The sequence below is a fragment of the Cupriavidus basilensis genome (assembly GCF_008801925.2).
In the GTDB taxonomy this organism is placed as follows: domain Bacteria; phylum Pseudomonadota; class Gammaproteobacteria; order Burkholderiales; family Burkholderiaceae; genus Cupriavidus; species Cupriavidus basilensis.
On record NZ_CP062803.1, the window covers coordinates 693,595 to 710,619 of the forward strand.

Here is a 17,025-nt window from a genome sequence, read left to right on the forward strand (position 1 = left end):
ATGCGCCGGTCGTGCAATGGCTCAGTCCTGCCACTGCTGCGCGAGCACTTCGCGCACACGGCTGGAAGCGTGGCGGTTTTCTCTACCCAGGCGGCTGCGCAGATCCCGTTGCGGATCCGCCTGGATATCGGCCAGCGCGGCTTGCAGCGCGCCATGCACGGTATCGAGATCGGCCTCGTCGGGCAGCTCTGCGTGGTTGACGCCGACCCGCTTCCACAGCAGGCCCAGCGTGGCGTAGTTGCCGATGTCATACGCCATTGGCGGCACGGTGGCGGCAAAGCTCTCCAGGTCCTCCACGCTGCGCATGGTGATGCGCGCGGCGGCCTGCTTGCCCATGGCGTGTACCTGCACGCCGGCATCGCTCAGCGCTATCAGGCGGTTGGCCTGGTATCCGTGCGCGAGGAAGGCGCCCGACATGGCGCGCCCGACCAGCAGCGCGATCACCGGATGCCCTTGCAGCCGCGCCGTGGCGTAGGCATCGGCCGCGCCCGCCAGCGACTGATGGATGCCGAAGGCTTCCTCGCGCCGTCCGTAGGCCTGGCTGGGCGTATCGACGATGGCCACGATGGGCCGCTTGATGGCGGCGTCGCGGTCGGCCAGCACGATCTCGTGAACGGCGCGCGCCAGCGACCAGCCTTCGAGCAGGCCGACCTCGCCGTCGCGCACGCGCGGGTAGGCGTTGGCGGCGTCGGGCGCCACGGCGATAAAGCGCGCCGGCTGGCCGGCCAGTTCGGCGTCGGCTACCTGCACGGTGGCGGGATAGCCCGGGCGGCGCGGGGCGTTGCGCGTCAGTGCCGCGAGCCAGGCCTCGCCGCGGCCCTGGATGTTGGCTGAACTCATGGCTTTGCTCCGTGTGCGTAGATGGTGCGGACGGTTTGCGGCTCCGGCTGGCACGCCGGATCGTATTCGGCCAGGCGTTGCAGGTAATGCGCGTAGCGTTCGCTGCGGTGCACGGCCGGCACGCCTTGCGCCAGGGCCTCGCGCACCGTGGTGCGGATGGCTTTGGTGTCGTCCTCCACGTACCGGTCGGCCAGGCCCGTGGCGATGCGTTGCTCGCCGCCGGTAAAGCGCCAGATAAAGGGCCGGTCACGCGAATCGTATTCGGCCACGCCCGCCTCCTGCTCGATCACAGCCGGCCCGTTCAGGCCGAGGCGAGCCTCGCGCGTCACCACCAGGCAACTGCACAGCCCCGCCGCGATGGACATGCCGCCGAAGCAGCCCACTGTCCCGGCGATCACGCCAACCACCGGCTGGTAGCGGCGCAGGTCGACGATGCCCGCGTGGATCTCGGCAATGGCCGCCAGTCCCAGGTTGGCCTCCTGCAGCCGCACGCCGCCGGTTTCGAACAGGATCACCGCGCGCGTGGGCACGCCGCGCCGGTTGTCCTGCGCCGCCAGCTCCAGCGCGCCGGCGATCTTGGCGCCGCCCACTTCGCCCAGGCTGCCGCCCTGGAACGCGCCTTCGATGGCGAGGACCACGGCAGGATGGCCGTCGATGCGGCCCTTGGCCACCACCACGCCGTCATCCGCCTGCGGCACCACGCCCTGGCGTTCCAGCCACGGCGAGACCAGCTGGTCGAAGGGGCCGGCGAGTTCGCGCAAGGTGCCGGGATCGAGCAGCGCATGCACGCGGGCGCGCGCGCCGAGCTCGACAAAGCTCTCGCGGTTCAGCAGCGATGCGTGGTTCATGCTGGCTCCTTGCCATCGCCGCCGAGCGCCTCGAACGCTTCCGCCAGGCGCATGCCCACCACGCCCGGCGTGGCGCCGAAATCATGGATGCGGATGCGCATGGCGGCGCGCGGCTCGGCGCTGAACACGCGCGAGAGCTGCGCGTCCCAGACCTTGCCGTAGCCGTCCACCGACGTGGTGACATGAATCAGCGTGGTGCCGGGCGTGCCGGGCTCCACCATGACTTCGAGATCGCCGGAGCCGACCACGCCAACCAGCACGCGCTGGCTTGCCGGCGCGCCGGCGGGATATTCGAACTGGAGCTGTTCCATTAATTGTCTCCTTGCACGGGGGCTTTGGCCGGCCGCGCAGCAGGCGGCAACCGGTCCAGGAAAAACGTGGCGGCGAGCAGGTCCGCAGCGCCGCCGGGAGAGGCGTTGCAGGCCAGCATGCCGGCTTCGAGCTGGCGCAGCAGGCGGCGGCCGGCCAGCGTGCCGATGCCGCCGGCAGCCAGCACGCGGCTCGCGCCTTGCTGCATCAGCGCCAGCCCTTCGCGGCCGGCCCGGGCCAGCACGCAGGTGTCGTCCAGCCGCTGCATGATGGCCAGCAATGCGTTGACGCGCGCGCTGGGCTCGGCGTCGCCGCGCGCCCGGCTGCGAATCAGCTCTGGCAGGCCAGCGCGCAGCACATGCGGGAAGCCCGCCTGCGCCTGGCCGCGCGCGCCGGCCACGCCGTAGTCGATGCAGGCGCGTTCGCCCTTGTTGCCCGTGCGCGCGGGACGGTGCCGGTCGGGCAGGCGTGCGATGGCGCCGGCGGTGCGGGCTATGCCATGCGCGCCATGTCCATGCCGGTGCAAGCCCGCCGCGCCAACCAGCAGCCCCAGGCTCCAGATCGCGCCGCGATGCGTGTTGATGCCGCCGGTGGCGCGCATCATCGCGGCCTCGGCTTCGCGGCCCAGCGCGCCCAGCCGCTCGCGCAGCGCCACGCTGGGCCGCGCCGCGCGCATGCCTGCCACCGCCATCTCGGTAAAGGCGGGATGCAGCGCGCGCGCCGAGACGCGCATCAGGTCCAGGTTGAGGTCGGCGTGGGCCCCATTGCCGCGGCCATCCACCAGCCCGGGCTTGGGCGACAGCGCGGCCTCGTCGATCAGCGCATTGACGGCGAGATCGGCCAGCGCGATGGCGGCGGGGTGGAAGGCATCGTCACGGTGCCCGGCAGGTAATGCGAGGCTTGCCATCACCAGCTCCGGAAGCGTGCCGGCGGCGCGTACAGCCCGCCGGACCAGTCGACCAGGTCGGCCATGCTCTTGGCCGCCAGCAGCGAGCGCGTCGCCTGGCTGCGCTGCACGCCGAGGTCTTCGGGCAACGCGATCAGGCCGTCGCTGCGCATGCGGCGCGTGGTGCTGGTGTCGTGGCGCAGGCCGATCGGCGTCACCCCGGCCACGGCCGCCAGCATGGCGCGGCGCTCCTCCAGCGAGCGTGCCTTGTAGAGATAGGCGATGCCTTCCTCGGTCAGCACGTGCGTGACGTCGTCGCCGTAGATCATCACCGGCGCCAGCGGCATGCCGCTGTCCTTGGCCACCTGCACCGCATCGAGCGATTCGACAAAGGTCGGCTTGCCGCCAGCCTGGAAGGTCTCCACCATCTGCACCACCAGCTTGCGGCCGCGCGCGAGCGGGTCGTCGGTCTCGATCAGGTCAAGCCACGCCGGCGTGGGATGGCGTCGCCCGCCCGGGTTGTGGCCCATGTTGGGCGCGCCGCCAAAGCCGGACAAGCGCCCGCGCGTGACCGTGGAGGAGTGGCCGTCGCCGTCGATCTGCAGCGTGGAGCCGATGAACAGATCCACCGCGTACTGGCCGGCAAGCTGGCAGAAGGCGCGGTTGGAGCGCATCGATCCATCCGCGCCGGTGAAGAACACATCCGGGCGCGCGGCCACATAGTTCTCCATGCCGAGTTCGCTGCCAAAGCTGTGCACGCTCTCCACCCAGCCCGACTCGATGGCGGGGATCAGCGTGGGGTGGGGGTTGAGCGTCCAGTACTTGCAGATCTTGCCCTTGAGGCCGAGCGACTCGCCATAGGTCGGCAGGATCAGCTCGATGGCAGCGGTGTTGAAGCCGATGCCATGGTTGAGCGACTGCACCTGGTGGCGCTCATACACGCCGCGGATCGCCATCATGGCCATCAGCACATGCACCGGCTTGATCAGGCGCGGGTCGCGCGTGAACAGCGGCTCGCAGAAAAAGGGCTTGTCGGCCTGCACCACGTAGTCGATCCAGGAGCCGGGGATATCCACGCGCGGCAGCCCGGCGGGGTCGTCCACGATCTCGTTGACCTGGGCCACCACGATGCCGTCGCGGAACGTGGCCGCCTCCACCAGCGCGGGCGTGTCCTCGGTGCTGGCACCGGTGTAGAGGTTGCCGTCGCGGTCGGCCTTGTAGCCGGCGATCAGCACGATGTTGGGCGTCAGGTCCACATAGAGCCGCGCGTACAGCTCGATGTAGGTGTGGATGGCGCCGACCTCCAGCTGGCCGTCTTCCAGGAACTGCGAGATGCGCAGGCTCTGTGCGCCGGCATAGGCAAAGTCCAGCTTCCTGGCGATGCCGCGCTCGAACAGGTCAAGATGTTCCACCCGGCTCACGCTCGGGATGATCATGTGCAGGCCGTGCACCTTGGCCGGGTCCACCTCGGCCAGCGAGCGCGAGAGGAAGTCGGCCTGCTTCTGGTTGTTGCCCTCCAGCACCACGCGGTCGCCCGGCGCGGTGATGGCTTCGAGGAATGGGACGATGTCGGCGGTGGGCACGACCCGGCCGCTGGCAAAGGCGGCGCCGCGTGCCATGCGGCGGCGCTTTTCGCTGCGGCGGGTGTCCCACTGTCGGTCCGTGGCTGGGTTGGGCATCGCGTCTCCGGTGTGCTTGATGCAAGGAATGGCACCAAGATACGCAGCGCGCGCGGCGCAAGCAATGACGCCCGGCGCGGCATCGTTACTCTAGGTGTAAGTGTTGGCGGCCCGACATGCAAGACGTTTGGTCCCTGCCCGGGGCGCACAGTACGCCGCCGTGCGCGCCGCGCAAGAGCCGGTCAGGACACTAGTGCGCCGGATGTCGGCATCCCGCCATTAATCCCACGCTAACGATTCTCCCGCCGGGTTGATTGATGCAGCGTGATGGCTGGCCTAGATTGCATCCATCAAACCTAGAACCAGCCCGCGCGCACCCCAGCCGACGGGCCAACAGGAGACAGCACCATGATCATCTACGGAACCGCCTTGCTGGCGCTCTGCCACCTCATCGGCTTGTTCCTTGGCGAACTGCTTGGCATTGCGATCGGCGTCAAGGCCAATGTGGGCGGCGTCGGCATCGCCATGCTGCTGCTGATCTCGATACGGCTCTTCCTGCACGGGCGTGGCCTCCTGCCCAAGGAGACCGAGGCCGGCGTTGGCTTCTGGGGCGCGATGTACATCCCGGTGGTGGTGGCGATGGCGGCGCAGCAGAACGTGGTCGCCGCGTTGCGCGGCGGGCCGGTAGCCCTGATCGCGGCAGTCGGCGCGGTGGTGGTCTCGGCCTGCTGCATCGCCGTGCTCAGCCGCACCGGCGACCACGCGCCATTGCCGCCGCTGCCCTCGCCGGAAGCCACCCCCAGCCACGCATCGCGCTAAGGACGCCGCCATGCCGCATCCCATTTCGCACATCATCGAGAACATCCTGCTGCAGAACGCCCTGGTCACCGCGTTTGCCGCGGTTGGCATCATCATGTGGCTGTCGTCAAGGCTGTCGCGCTGGCTGACCTTCGGGCGCGTCCACGGCTCCGCCATCGCCATCGTGATCGGGCTGCTGCTGGCCTACTATGGCGGCATCGTCACCGGCAAGGAAAAAGGCCTGGCCGATCTCTCGCTGTTCTCCGGCATCGGCCTGATGGGTGGCGCCATGCTGCGCGATTTCGCCATCGTCGCCACCGCCTTCGAGGTGCAGGTGAGCGAGGCGCGCAAGGCCGGGCTGGTCGGCGCTGTGTCGCTGTTGCTCGGCACCATCCTGCCGTTTATCGTGGGTGCTGCGGTGGCGCGCGCCTTCGGCTACAGCGATGCGGTCAGCATGACCACCATCGGCGCCGGGGCGGTGACATACATCGTGGGGCCGGTGACCGGCGCCGCGCTGGGCGCCAGCTCCGACGTGATCGCGCTGAGCATCGCCACCGGGCTGATCAAGGCCATCATCGTGATGGTGGGCACGCCCATGGCGGCAGGCTTCCTCGGGCTGAACAACCCGCGCGCCGCGATGGTGTTCGGCGGCCTGGCGGGCACCGTCAGCGGGGTATCGGCTGGGCTGGCGGCGACGGATCGCAGGCTGGTGCCTTACGGTGCGCTAGTGGCTACGTTCCACACCGGGCTGGGGTGCCTGCTGGGGCCGTCGCTGTTGTTTCTGGCGACCAAGGCGATCGTTGGCTAGGCCGGTTGCGGCACCCGCATCGTCAGCCGGCAAACCGCCGCCAGCGCCAGCAAGTTCGGATCCCGCTCGCGCCGCCGCAAGAAACTCAGCCCAATGGTCTGGCGCAGCCGGTACTGCGAGGACAGTGGAACCAACGTCACCTTGTGCGCAAACACGTCGCGCACGCGGCCGGGCAGCAGCGCGTAGCCAACGCCGCCGCTGACCAGGTTCATCAGCGAGAAGATATCGCCGACCTTCATCACCACATTGGGCGTGAAGTCGGCGATGCGAAAGGCGTCCATGAAGCCCTGGTAGGTGATGAACCCTTCGCTGAGCGTGACGAAGGGTTCGTCCCGGCATTGCCGCAGGTCGATAGAGGCTTGCCGCGCATAAGGCGAATCCGCCGGTGCGGCGAAGTAGATTTCGTCTTCGAACAGCGCAATGGATTCGATCTCGGGGTCCGGCTCGGGCATGGCCATCAGCGCGGCATCGATGGCGCCTTGCTTGAGCTTGAAGAGCAGGTCGGCGTTGGAGCCGAGCACCAGTTCCGCCTGTAGTTCGGGCCGCCTGACCTTGATGCCGATCACCACGTCGGGCACCGTGCGGATGGTCAGCGAATAGAGCGAGCCGATCTTCATGTGATCGGCCGAATACCCGGCGGCCTGGCGCGTGGCGCGGATGCCGTCGGCCATGGCCTTGATGACATCGGTGGCCACATCCGCCAGCACATGCGCGGCTTCGGTTGGCAGCAGGTTGCGCCCTTCGTGGCGGAACAACGCGCAGCGCATGCCTTCTTCCAGCGAGTGCAGCGCGCGGTGCACGCTGACCGTGCTCACATCCAGCGCCTCGGCGGCCTTGGCGAGGTTGCCGGTCTCCATATAGGCGAGCAGGACTTCGAGCTTGCGCAGGGTGATTTCTTCGTTGATCCGGTTTCGCATAGGAGGCGCGTCGCGCATGCTGGCGATGATAGTGACCGGAGCATGATAACCAGATTCGATGCCGGATGGCCCGGGGCGAGCCCCGGGGCCTTGCGCGAGCGGCGCCTTTAGCCCGGCGCCATGCGGATCGCGTTCTGAATATAGGTGGCCGGCTCAGAGTCGTTCGATGATGGTGGCGTTGGCCATGCCGCCGGCCTCGCACATCGATTGCAGGCCATAGCGCTCGCCGCTGTCTTCCAGCGCGTGCAGCATGGTGGTCATCAGCCGCGCGCCCGACGCGCCCAGCGGGTGGCCGAGCGCGATCGCGCCGCCGCGCGGGTTCAGGCGCGCCGGGTCGGCGCCCAGCGCGCGCTGCCACGCGAGCGGCACGCAGGCAAAGGCTTCGTTGATCTCGTAGTGTGCAATCGCATCGAGCGCAAGGCCGCCTTTGTCCAGCGCGCGCTGGCTCGACGGGATCGGCGCGGTCAGCATGGTCAGGGGGCTGTCGCCGCAGGCATCGAAGGCGACGAAGCGCGCGCGGGCGTTCAGGCCCAGGCGGGACGCGGCGCGCTCGCTCATCAGCAAGATGGCGGCGGCGCCGTCGCTGATCTGCGAGGCATTGCCGGCGGTCACATGCCAGCCGATCTGCGGGAAGCGCTGGCCGAGCGTCTCGTCGCGAAAGGACGGCGCCAGCGTGGCCAGGCGCTCGGCGGTGGTGGCGGGCCGGATGGTTTCATCGTGCGCGACGAGGCCCGCGGCGGTATGGATTGGCAGGATCTCGCGGCGGAAAGCGCCGGCCTCGCGCGCCTGGTGCGCGCGCTGGTGCGATTGCGCGGCGTACTGATCGAGATCATCGCGAGACAGTTCCCACTGCGCCGCGACCAGCTCCGCCGCGACCCCTTGCGATACCAGCCCGGGCGCATAGCGCGCCTCGAACGACGGGCCGTACGGATTCTGCCCGATGCGTGCCGAGCCCATCGGCACACGGCTCATGGACTCGATGCCGCAGGCAATCACGATGTCGTAGGCGCCCGCCATGATGCCTTGCGCGGCAAAGTGCACGGCCTGTTGGCTGGAGCCGCATTTGCGGTCGATGGTGGTGGAGGGCACATGCTCGGGGAATCCCGCCGCCAGCCACGCCACGCGGCCGGGCGTGGCGGATTGCTCGCCCACCTGGCTCACGCATCCGGTGATGACGTCTTCCACTAGCCCCGGGTCCAGCTTGTTGCGCGCGACCAGCGCCGCCAGCACCTGCGCCAGCAGCTCCGTGGGATGGAGTTCGGTGAAGGCCGAGCCGGGCTTGGCGCGGCCCATGGGCGAACGGATGGCGTCGACGATGACGGCTTGCTGCATGGCGGGTCTCCGATCTTTCTTGATGGCAATGGGAACGACGATGGATCAGCTGCCGGTGAACTCGGGTTTGCGCTTGTCCAGGAAGGCCGACACCGCTTCGCGGTGATCCGAGGTCTGGTGCGACAGCGCCTGGAAGCCGGCCGACAATTCCAGCAGCGTATCCAGCCGGGTATGCAAGGCCTCGCGCAGCAGGCGCTTGGCCAGCCGCACCGCATGCGGCGGATTGGCGGCAATGCGTTCGGCCAGTGCATTGGCCGTGGGCAACAGCTGATCCGGCGGCACCACGCGCGACACCAGGTTCCACTCCAGCGCCTGGCGCGCATCGATGACCTGCCCGGTGAAGGTCAGTTCGGCGGCGCGCGCAAGGCCGATCACGCGCGGCAGCAGCCAGGCGCCGCCATCGCCCGGAATGATCCCCAGCTTGACGAAGCTCTCGGCAAACTGCGCCTGCTCGGACGCAATGCGCATGTCGCACATGCAGGCCAGGTCCAGGCCCGCGCCCATGGCCGCGCCATTGACGGCGGCGATTACCGGCACCTCCAGGTTGAACAGCGCCAGCGGCAGGCGCTGGATGCCCAGGCGATAGTCCTGGCGAATCTCCATGCCGGGCACCTGGCCCGAAGCCTGGCGTTCCATGTCGCGGATATTGCCACCTGAGGAAAACGCGGTGCCGGCGCCGGTGATGATCACCGCGCGCACGCTGGTGTCGCGGTGGATGCGGTCGATGGCCGCCAGGAAGTCGGTCACAGCGGTGTTGCCGGTGAGGGGGTTGCGCCGCTGCGGCTCGTTCATGGTCAGGGTCACGATGTGGCCCTGCTGCTCATAGCGCAGGAAGCTTGTCATGCGGGTCTCCGGTCTTTGTTGTCGTAGTTGTCGTAGTTGTCGTCGCCTTGGCTCGGGACGGCCGGCGCAGCGCGGCGCCGCCGACAATCGCTTGCCCAAAAGGCTAAGGGACCGTGCCCTCAGGTGTCCAATATTCATTTCGCCGATGCCGATATCCAGCGTATATCGGTCCCGATGATCGGCGCCGATGCCTGGACGCGCAAGGCAGGTTCAAAGGTGATGCACATTTTCATATGCCTTTTAATGCGCTTGACATCGTCTTGTTTCAACGGGGATTGCTTTGTAATGTGATAATTTGCATCCTAACTATATGACTGCTATCATTCCGTCCATGCCTGCCATCGACGCCCTCCGTTTTGCCTTTACCGGCCAGCTCATGTTGGCCGGGCGCCAGTGGCGCCACATTTCGCAGGGCGCCGTGACCGCCTACGGGGTTTCCGCCGCCGCGGCGGGGCCCTTGCTGTTTATCCGCCGCCTTGGCGGCGGTGTGCGCCAGGTCACCCTGGCCGACTATGTCGGGCTGGAAGGTGCATCGCTGGTCCGTCTGGTTGACCAGCTTTCCGCCGCCGGCCTTGTGCGCCGGGAAGTGGATGCGAACGATCGCCGGGCCAATGCGCTCTGGCTCACCGACGCCGGCGAAGCGCTCGCCGAAAAAATCGAGGTCGAGCTCAAGCAACTCCGCGCCAGCGTCTTCGCTGGCGTCAGCGAGCAGGACTTCGAGGGCGCCATGCGCGTGCTCAACGCGCTCGCCCAAGCCGCCGAGTCCGCGCCCACCACCGCTTTCGGGTCGTAAGAACATGGTCAGCTGGCCCACCGGACGAGACTGGATCTTCTCCCTCAAAGCTTTTGCAGCAGCCATGCTGGCGCTGTTCATCGCGCTGTACCTGGGTCTGCCGCGCCCGTACTGGGCCATGGCCTCCGTGTATATCGTGGCGCATCCGCTCACCGGCGCCACGCGCTCCAAGGCGCTGTATCGCGTGCTTGGCACGCTGCTTGGCGCGGCCGCATCCGTCGCCATCGTGCCGCCGCTGGTCAATGCGCCAGTGTTGCTGATGGCCGCGGTGGCGCTATGGACCGGCATCCTGCTCTATGTCGCGCTGCTGCACCGCACGCCGCGCAGCTATGTGTTCATGCTGGCGGCCTATACGCTGCCGATGGTGGCCTTGCCCTCGGTGAGCGATCCCTCGGGCGTGTTCGACATCGCCGTGGCGCGGGCCGAGGAAATCTGCCTGGGCATCGTGTGCGCGAGCCTTGTCGGCTCGACCATCTTCCCCGCCAAGGTGGCCACGGTGCTCGGCCAGAAATCCGCCCAGTGGCTGGCGGATGCCGCGCTGTGGGCCACAGATATGCTCTCGGCGCAGCCCACCGCGAAGGTGTCGCGCCACCACAGCCGCCATCGCCTGGCCGCCGACATCCTCGCGCTCGACCAGTTGATCAGCCATCTCTCCTATGACGCCGAAAGCGCCGCGCGCGTCAGGCACGCGCAGGAGTTGCGTGGCCGCATGACCATGCTGCTGCCCGTGCTGTCGTCGCTGGCTTCCGTGGTGGACGCCTTGCACCAGCACGCCGCGGGCATTCCGCAACGCCTGTCGCACAACATGGCGCTGGTGTCCGCATGGATCAGCGCGGGCGCGCAGGCGCCGCTGCCGGTGCTGCAACTAGCTCCGGACGCGCCGATCGACGACGCGGGCCTGGAGCCAGGCAGTACCGGGCCAGACTGGCACGCGGCCCTGGCCGCCACGGCCGAGGGCCGTCTGCGCGAGCTGATGGAGTTGTGGCAGGACTGCGTGTCGCTGCAGCGCTGCATCGGCGAGGCCGCACCGCAGGGCGACTGGGCGCCGGTGTTCCAGCGCTGGGGCGTGGGCGCGGCACGCCACTACGATCATGGCATGCTGTTGTTCTCCACCGCCACGACCGCGCTGGCGATCTTCAGCATGGGCATGGTGTGGATCTGGACGGGCTGGGCGGATGGCGCCGGCGCGGTCGCGTTGGGCGCGGTGTCGTGCTGCTTCTTTGCCGCGATGGACGAGCCGGCGCCCATGATCCGCTCGTTCTTCCGCTGGAACGTGGTCTGCCTGGTGCTCGCCACCATCTACCTGTTCGTAGTCCTGCCGAACGCGCACGATTTCGAGATGCTGGTGCTGATGTTCGCGGTGCCCTACCTGATCATCGGCTTGATGATGGCGCAGCCCCGGCTCGCGTTGATCGCCATGCCGCTGGCCGTGATCACGGCCAACGATATCGGCATCCAGGGCGCCTACAACGCCGACTTCAACGCTTTCTTCAACGGCAACGTGGCCGGCATCGCGGGCATTTTGTTCGCGCTGGTGTGGACCCTGGTGGCCCGTCCCTTCGGCACCAAGGCCGCGGTACGCAGGCTGGTGCGCGCCAGCTGGGGCGATATCGCCCGCAACGCCACCGGGCGCGAGCCGGGCGAGCACGCGCACCTGCGTGCCCGCATGCTGGACCGCCTGGCGCAACTGGTACCGCGGCTGGCGGCCAGCGAGGATGAAACCACCGGCGACGGCTTTACCGAAGTGCGCGTGGAGCTCAGCACGCTGGCGCTGCAGCGCGAACTGCCCGCGCTGGCGCCGGAGCACCAGCACTCGGTACGGCGCGTGCTGCAGGGCGTTGCCAGCTACTACCAGGCACGCCTTGACGCCCGTGCCGACACGCCGCCGCAAGTGCTGCGCGAGCGGCTGGCCAAGGCGATCCGCAAGGTTGCCTCGCGCGCCGACCAGGCTTCACGCGAGGCCTTTGCCGCGCTGGTGGAAATGCACGTCGCGCTGTTTTCGGCGGCACCCGTGGCAATGAGCGCGGCGGGTGCCTTGCCCGCGGGCCAGGCGGCAGACCCAATGAGCAAGCAAGCGAGCAACAAGCAATGAGCGGTGAAGTCGACGTCTATGGTGTGTTTGTCCCGAGCCTGCTGGCGTGGATGCTGGTGGCGTTCCTGATCACCGCTTGCGCGCGTGCCGTGCTGGCGCGTGTGGGTTTTTATCGGCTGGTCTGGCACCGGTCCCTGTTCAATCTGGCGTTATATGTGATCGTCCTGGGTGGCATCGTCTACCTGGCCTATCGGCTGCAGTCATGAAACTGAATCTTCGTACGCTTGGACCCATCGTCCTTACCCTTGTCGTCTCCGCGGTCGCGGTCGTCGTCGTCAAGCACCTGTGGGACTACTACACGGTGGCGCCATGGACCCGAGACGGCCATATCCGCGCAGACGTGGTGCAGATCGCGCCGGACGTGTCCGGGCTGGTGACCAAGGTCCTCGTCAAGGACAACCAGCGCGTGCAGCGCGGACAGCCGTTGTTCGAGATCGACCGCGACCGCTTCGCGCTGGCCTTGCAGCAGGCGCAGGCTACGGCGGCGGCGCAAAGCGCCATGCTCGCGCAGGCGCGCCGTGAAGCACGCCGCAGCCAGACCCTGTCCGAGGTCGTCTCCAAGGAAGTGGTGGAAGAAGGCCTGGCCAAGGTCCAGCAAGGCGAAGCGGCGCTGGCGCAGGCGCAGGCCGCCGTCAACCTCGCCAAGCTCAACCTGGAACGCACCAGCGTGCTCAGCCCCGTCGATGGCTACCTGAACGACCGGCTGCCGCGCCTGGGCGACTACGTCAACACTGGCCGCCCGGTGCTGTCGATGGTGGATGCGAATTCCTTCCACGTGGAAGGCTACTTCGAAGAAACCAAGCTGCACGGCATCCATATCGGCAATCCGGTGGACATCCGCATCATGGGCGAATCCCGCGTGCTGCATGGCCACGTGCAGAGCATTGCCGCCGGCATCGAGGACCGGGACCGTACCAACGGCTCCAACCTGTTGCCGAATGTGAACCCGACGTTCAACTGGGTCCGCCTCGCGCAACGCATCCCGGTGCGCATCGCGCTGGACGAGCCGCCCGCCGACTTGCGCATGGTCGCAGGCCGTACCGCCACCGTGTCGGTGCGTGAGCCCTCGGCCCGGGACAAGGCGCAGGCCGGGCCCGAAGGCCAGAAGGATCAGAAGGACAAGCTCGCGCTAGCCGCCAAGGGAGCCGCCAGCCAGGGAGGCGCGCAGTGAACACGTTGCGCAAAGCCCTGCTGCCGGCACTGGTGCCGCTGCTGTTTGCCGCCTGCACCACGGTCGGGCCCGACTACCATGTGCCGGGCAACGCCGCCGTGAAGGCGCAAGCGGCCAACGGCCCGCTGCTCGGCACGAACAACCCCGCCGTATCGATTGCCGAGGTGCCCGATGGCTGGTGGCGCCTGTATGACGATCCGAAGCTCGACCAGCTGGTGCAGCAGGCGCTTGTTGCCAATACCGATTTGCGCGTGGCCGCGGCCAACCTGAAGCGCGCCATCGCGGTCTACCATGAGGTGGAGGCAGAGAACCTGCCGGAAGCCAGGCTCTCCGCCAGCGCGGAACGCGGGCAGATCGCCGGCGAGCCGCTGCTCAAGGAAGAGAAGATCCCGGTGATGAACTTTGGCGATGTCGGCTTCAAGGTTTCCTACCTGATCGACTTCTTCGGCAAGCTGGCGCGCGCGGATGAAGCGGCGCTGGCCGGCGCGCAAGCCAGCCAGGCGGCGCTCGACCAGGCCCGTGTCGGCGTGGTGGCCGAGACCGTGCGCGCCTACGTGCAGGGCTGCGCCGCCACGCATGAACTGGCCGTGGCCGAACATCAGCTGGAGTTGCAGCGCCGCGGCGTCGAGCTGGCCCGCAAGCTGGTCGATGCCGGGCGCGGGCAGCCGGTGGACCTGCTGCGCTCACAGGCGCAGGCCGACGTGCTGCGCGCGGCGTTGCCGCGCTTCAAGGCCGAGCAAGAGGGCGCGGCGTACCGGCTGGCGGTGATGCTGGGCAAGCCGCCCAGCGCCACCTCGCAGGCGGAGTACGCCTGCCACGAAGAACCCAGGCTGCGCCAGGCGCTGCCCGTGGGCGACGGCGCCGCGCTGCTCAAGCGCCGGCCCGATGTGCGCCAGGCCGAGCGCGAACTCGCCTCGGCCACGGCCAAGATCGGCGTTGCCACGGCGGATCTGTACCCGTCCATCCGCATCGGCGCCTCCGCCGGCTTCACCGGCATTCTCGACCACCTTGGCCAGGCACCGACCGCGCACTGGGGCTATGGCCCGCTGATCACCTGGAACATCCCGACCAGCGGCACCCGCGCCCGCATCCACGGCACCGAAGCCGGCGCCGAAGCGGCGCTTGCCCACTTCGACGGCGTGGTGCTCAAGGCGCTGCGCGAAACGCAGTCGGCGCTGAGCAGCTACACGCGCGAGCTGGAGCGCACCCAGGCGCTGCGCGATGCCCGCGACAAGGCCAACGAAGTCGCGCGGCAGAACCGCCAGCTCTACCAGGCCGGCCGCTCGCCGTACCTGTTCAGCCTGGATGCCGACCGCACGCTCGCCAGCACCGAAGCGTCACTGGCGGCGTCGGAAAGCCAGGTCGCGCTGGACCAGATCAATCTCTTCCTTGCGCTGGGCGGCGGATGGCAAAATGCGCCCAAGGTCGAGTCGCGCACGATGAGCGAGCAGGCGCACTGAACGTGCATCGAACGCGCGCTGGGCTGTCATCATGGTTAAAGCCATGCAAGCTGGCTCGCATGGCGCAAAGGAACACAAGCAGCATGTCCAATTTTTCTGGTTTTTCTGGTTTCTCTTATCCCTCCCTGCGGCAAGCGCTGTCCGTCGCGGTAGCCACGCTCGGCATCGTGGCCTCGGGCGCCGCGATGGCGCAGGAGCAGACCCTGCGCGTCGGCACCGTCAGCGGCCCCGACGCGCAAGTCTGGCAGGTAGTGCAGAAGGTCGCCAAGCGCGAAGGGCTCAATATCAAGGTCGTCGAGTTCAACGACTACGTGCAGCCCAACGCCGCGCTCGACGCCGGCGACCTCGACGCCAACAGCTTCCAGCATCAGCCTTACCTGGACAGCCAGGTGAAGCAGCGCGGCTACAAGATGGTCAGCGTGGGCTACACGTATATCTCCCCGCTGGGCATCTACTCGCAGAAGCTGAAGTCGCCCAAGGACCTGCCGCAAGGCGCCAAGGTTGCCGTGCCCAACGATCCCTCCAACGAGAACCGCGCACTGCTCCTGCTGGCCGCGCAGGGCGTGATCAAGCTCAAGAGCGGTGTTGGCACCAACGGCGTCAACGCCACGCCGCTGGACGTGAGCGACAACCCGAAGAAGCTGAAGCTCGTCGAGCTCGACGCCGCGCAACTGGCGCGCTCGCTGCCCGACGTGGCCGCGGCGGTGATCAACACCAACTACGCGCTAGCCGCCGGCCTGCAGCCCACCCGCAACGCCATCGCGCTGGAAGACATCCATAGCCCGTACGCCAACATCATCGCCGTGCGCACCCAGGACAAGGACAAGCCATGGGTGAAGAAGCTGGTCGCGGCTTACCAGTCGGAAGAGGTACGGCAGTTCATGAAGAACGAGTTCAAGGGTGCAATGGTGCCGTCGTTCTGATCGGGCAGGTGGCCGAGGACATTGAGTTGTCCCGGTAGCCGTCCCGGTGGCGCAGGCCTGACAGTCAAGCCCTTTCGGATCGCAAGGTCCGGAGGGGCTTTTTGTTTGTGGCCGGCCGCTACTCCCTGGGCATGAACGTGATGTTGACGCCGGGGGGCGCCACGCCATTCTCGTCGCGCGGCAGCGGGTCGGATCGCTCCACCGCGCGCAGCACGGCGTTGTCCCAGCCGGCATTGCCGCTGGACTTGGTGAGCCGCACCGACAGCAGCGAGCCATCCGGCGCCATGCGCACCGCGACCACCGCGGCCGGGTTGCCGGCGATCTCTTCGGTAAAGATGATGTTCGGCTTCACGCGGCGCCGCACGCGGTCCGCGTAGCCGGGCGAGGCGTTGCCGCCAGCACCGGCGCCGGTGCCCACGTGGCTGCCTACGCCACCGGTGGTGGGAGCGCTGTTGGCCATGGCCTGCAGGCGCGCTAGTTCGCTTTTGCGCTGCTGCTTCAAGGCCGCCTGGCGCTCCGCCTCTCGTGCCTGGCGCTCGCGCTGGTCGGCCTGCCTGGCTTCCTCGGCCGCGGCGGCCTGCTTGCGCTTCTGAGCTTGCAGGGCGATGTCGGCGTTGTCGTCCGGTTCCGGCTTCAACACGGGCTGCGGTTCCACGGGCGTCGGCTGGACCACCGGCTGGGGCTGCGCAATTTCGGGCACGCTGTCCCACAGCTCCGCCTCCACGCCGGCTGGCGTGCGGCTCTGCCAATGCACCCCGTAGTAAAGCATCAAGCCCAGCAGCAGATGCATGAACAGAGCCAGCAGGAAACACTTCAGCGTTCCTCGCTCCTGCACCTGTTGATACGGATGGGCGATGGTCATCATGACGCGCGGCAGGCCACGGACGGGCGATGCATAGTCAGTGCTGTGTCACTCTGGAATCACTCTCACATCCCTGTGAAAGGAGGCAGTGCAATGCCCTGTGCGCGACCCCGCGCATGGCTCCACTGCATGCAGCTTAGGTCGGCATCGTTGCGGTAGGCAAGCGGGATTCTCCGCGGCGGGGTGCTCTGAAGTTGGAGCGTAGATCCGGCGAGGATAGAAATCGACCGCAAGAAAACAGAAGCCCAAAAAGCAAAACCCCTCCCGATCTTGCGATCGGGAGGGGTTTTTGTTGTAGCCCGTTTCCAGGCTTCAACGAATATGGTGGCGAATCAGGGACTCGAACCCCGGACCTGCGGATTATGATTCCGTCGCTCTAACCAACTGAGCTAATTCGCCGAACAAGACCGAGATTATACATGGCATTTTGAGGCTGTCAACACCACTTCTTCAAAAAGTTTCGGGGCGTCGAATGGCACGGCATGCACCCTGCAGCCTGCAAAAAAAACGGCGGGCCTTGCGGC

Annotated in this window: 17 protein-coding genes and 1 tRNA gene; 8 read left to right on the forward strand and 10 right to left on the reverse strand. The window is 67.7% G+C overall.

Going from position 1 to position 17,025, the window contains the following annotated elements; translation table 11 throughout:
- Positions 1 to 21: 21 nt before the first annotated feature.
- The 5 genes from mdcE to mdcA are packed head-to-tail and all read right to left on the reverse strand — an operon-like array spanning position 22 to position 4,562.
- The gene (gene mdcE, locus F7R26_RS03120; RefSeq protein ID WP_150991922.1) at positions 22 to 840 is read right to left on the reverse strand and encodes a biotin-independent malonate decarboxylase subunit gamma; all 819 of its coding nucleotides are present in this window, start codon (positions 838 to 840) and stop codon (positions 22 to 24) included.
- On the reverse strand, positions 837 to 1,688 hold the full coding sequence (locus tag F7R26_RS03125) for a biotin-independent malonate decarboxylase subunit beta (RefSeq protein ID WP_150991920.1): 852 nt from the start codon (positions 1,686 to 1,688) through the stop codon (positions 837 to 839). Before F7R26_RS03125 ends, mdcE begins: the two co-directional genes overlap by 4 nt.
- Entirely contained in the window at positions 1,685 to 1,999 is a 315-nt protein-coding gene (locus F7R26_RS03130) for a malonate decarboxylase subunit delta (RefSeq protein WP_150991918.1), read from the reverse strand. Before F7R26_RS03130 ends, F7R26_RS03125 begins: the two co-directional genes overlap by 4 nt.
- Positions 1,999 to 2,904, reverse strand: coding sequence for a triphosphoribosyl-dephospho-CoA synthase (locus F7R26_RS03135; protein ID WP_150991916.1), 906 nt, complete (start codon positions 2,902 to 2,904; stop codon positions 1,999 to 2,001). The genes F7R26_RS03130 and F7R26_RS03135 overlap by 1 nt, the downstream gene beginning before the upstream one ends.
- A complete protein-coding gene (gene mdcA / locus F7R26_RS03140) occupies positions 2,904 to 4,562 on the reverse strand; it encodes a malonate decarboxylase subunit alpha (protein ID WP_150991914.1) in 1,659 nt (552 codons plus the stop codon). The genes F7R26_RS03135 and mdcA overlap by 1 nt, the downstream gene beginning before the upstream one ends.
- A gap of 348 nt (positions 4,563 to 4,910) precedes the next feature.
- Here mdcA and madL point away from each other — a divergent pair, with 348 nt between their 5' ends.
- Positions 4,911 to 5,321, forward strand: coding sequence for a malonate transporter subunit MadL (gene madL / locus F7R26_RS03145; protein ID WP_150991912.1), 411 nt, complete (start codon positions 4,911 to 4,913; stop codon positions 5,319 to 5,321).
- A gap of 10 nt (positions 5,322 to 5,331) precedes the next feature.
- A complete protein-coding gene (gene madM, locus F7R26_RS03150) occupies positions 5,332 to 6,108 on the forward strand; it encodes a malonate transporter subunit MadM (protein ID WP_416351298.1) in 777 nt (258 codons plus the stop codon).
- On the opposite strand, the gene F7R26_RS03155 is transcribed toward madM, so the two are convergent.
- From F7R26_RS03155 to F7R26_RS03165, 3 genes are all read right to left on the reverse strand, one after another.
- Positions 6,105 to 7,025 (reverse strand): LysR family transcriptional regulator, encoded by a 921-nt coding sequence (locus F7R26_RS03155; protein ID WP_150991910.1) that lies wholly within the window; start codon positions 7,023 to 7,025, stop codon positions 6,105 to 6,107. The genes madM and F7R26_RS03155 overlap by 4 nt on opposite strands.
- Before the next feature lie 153 nt (positions 7,026 to 7,178).
- On the reverse strand, positions 7,179 to 8,357 hold the full coding sequence (locus F7R26_RS03160; RefSeq protein ID WP_150991908.1) for a thiolase family protein: 1,179 nt from the start codon (positions 8,355 to 8,357) through the stop codon (positions 7,179 to 7,181).
- A gap of 45 nt (positions 8,358 to 8,402) precedes the next feature.
- A complete protein-coding gene (locus tag F7R26_RS03165) occupies positions 8,403 to 9,200 on the reverse strand; it encodes a crotonase/enoyl-CoA hydratase family protein (RefSeq protein ID WP_150991906.1) in 798 nt (265 codons plus the stop codon).
- 310 nt (positions 9,201 to 9,510) lie between these two features.
- On the opposite strand from F7R26_RS03165, the gene F7R26_RS03170 reads away from it, so the two are divergent.
- The 6 genes from F7R26_RS03170 (at position 9,511) to F7R26_RS03195 (ending at position 15,639) form a co-directional block, all read left to right on the forward strand.
- Positions 9,511 to 9,993, forward strand: coding sequence for a MarR family winged helix-turn-helix transcriptional regulator (locus tag F7R26_RS03170; protein WP_416351299.1), 483 nt, complete (start codon positions 9,511 to 9,513; stop codon positions 9,991 to 9,993).
- A 4-nt stretch (positions 9,994 to 9,997) separates the two neighbouring features.
- On the forward strand, positions 9,998 to 12,085 hold the full coding sequence (locus F7R26_RS03175) for an FUSC family protein (RefSeq protein WP_150991904.1): 2,088 nt from the start codon (positions 9,998 to 10,000) through the stop codon (positions 12,083 to 12,085).
- Positions 12,082 to 12,291: a DUF1656 domain-containing protein gene (locus F7R26_RS03180; protein WP_150991902.1), complete on the forward strand. Its 210-nt coding sequence runs from the start codon at positions 12,082 to 12,084 to the stop codon at positions 12,289 to 12,291. The genes F7R26_RS03175 and F7R26_RS03180 overlap by 4 nt, the downstream gene beginning before the upstream one ends.
- Complete coding sequence (locus F7R26_RS03185) at positions 12,288 to 13,256, forward strand: efflux RND transporter periplasmic adaptor subunit (protein WP_150991900.1); 969 nt, start codon at positions 12,288 to 12,290, stop codon at positions 13,254 to 13,256. Before F7R26_RS03180 ends, F7R26_RS03185 begins: the two co-directional genes overlap by 4 nt.
- Entirely contained in the window at positions 13,253 to 14,716 is a 1,464-nt protein-coding gene (locus F7R26_RS03190) for an efflux transporter outer membrane subunit (protein WP_150991898.1), read from the forward strand. Before F7R26_RS03185 ends, F7R26_RS03190 begins: the two co-directional genes overlap by 4 nt.
- Positions 14,717 to 14,799: 83 nt before the next feature.
- Positions 14,800 to 15,639: a MetQ/NlpA family ABC transporter substrate-binding protein gene (locus F7R26_RS03195; protein WP_150991896.1), complete on the forward strand. Its 840-nt coding sequence runs from the start codon at positions 14,800 to 14,802 to the stop codon at positions 15,637 to 15,639.
- A 118-nt stretch (positions 15,640 to 15,757) separates the two neighbouring features.
- Here F7R26_RS03195 and tolA read toward each other — a convergent pair whose 3' ends face one another.
- Together tolA and F7R26_RS03205 are read right to left on the reverse strand one after the other, a co-directional pair.
- Positions 15,758 to 16,504, reverse strand: coding sequence for a cell envelope integrity protein TolA (tolA, locus tag F7R26_RS03200; protein ID WP_150991894.1), 747 nt, complete (start codon positions 16,502 to 16,504; stop codon positions 15,758 to 15,760).
- A 319-nt stretch (positions 16,505 to 16,823) separates the two neighbouring features.
- Positions 16,824 to 16,900: transfer RNA gene (locus F7R26_RS03205), tRNA-Met, on the reverse strand.
- Positions 16,901 to 17,025 lie beyond the last annotated feature (125 nt).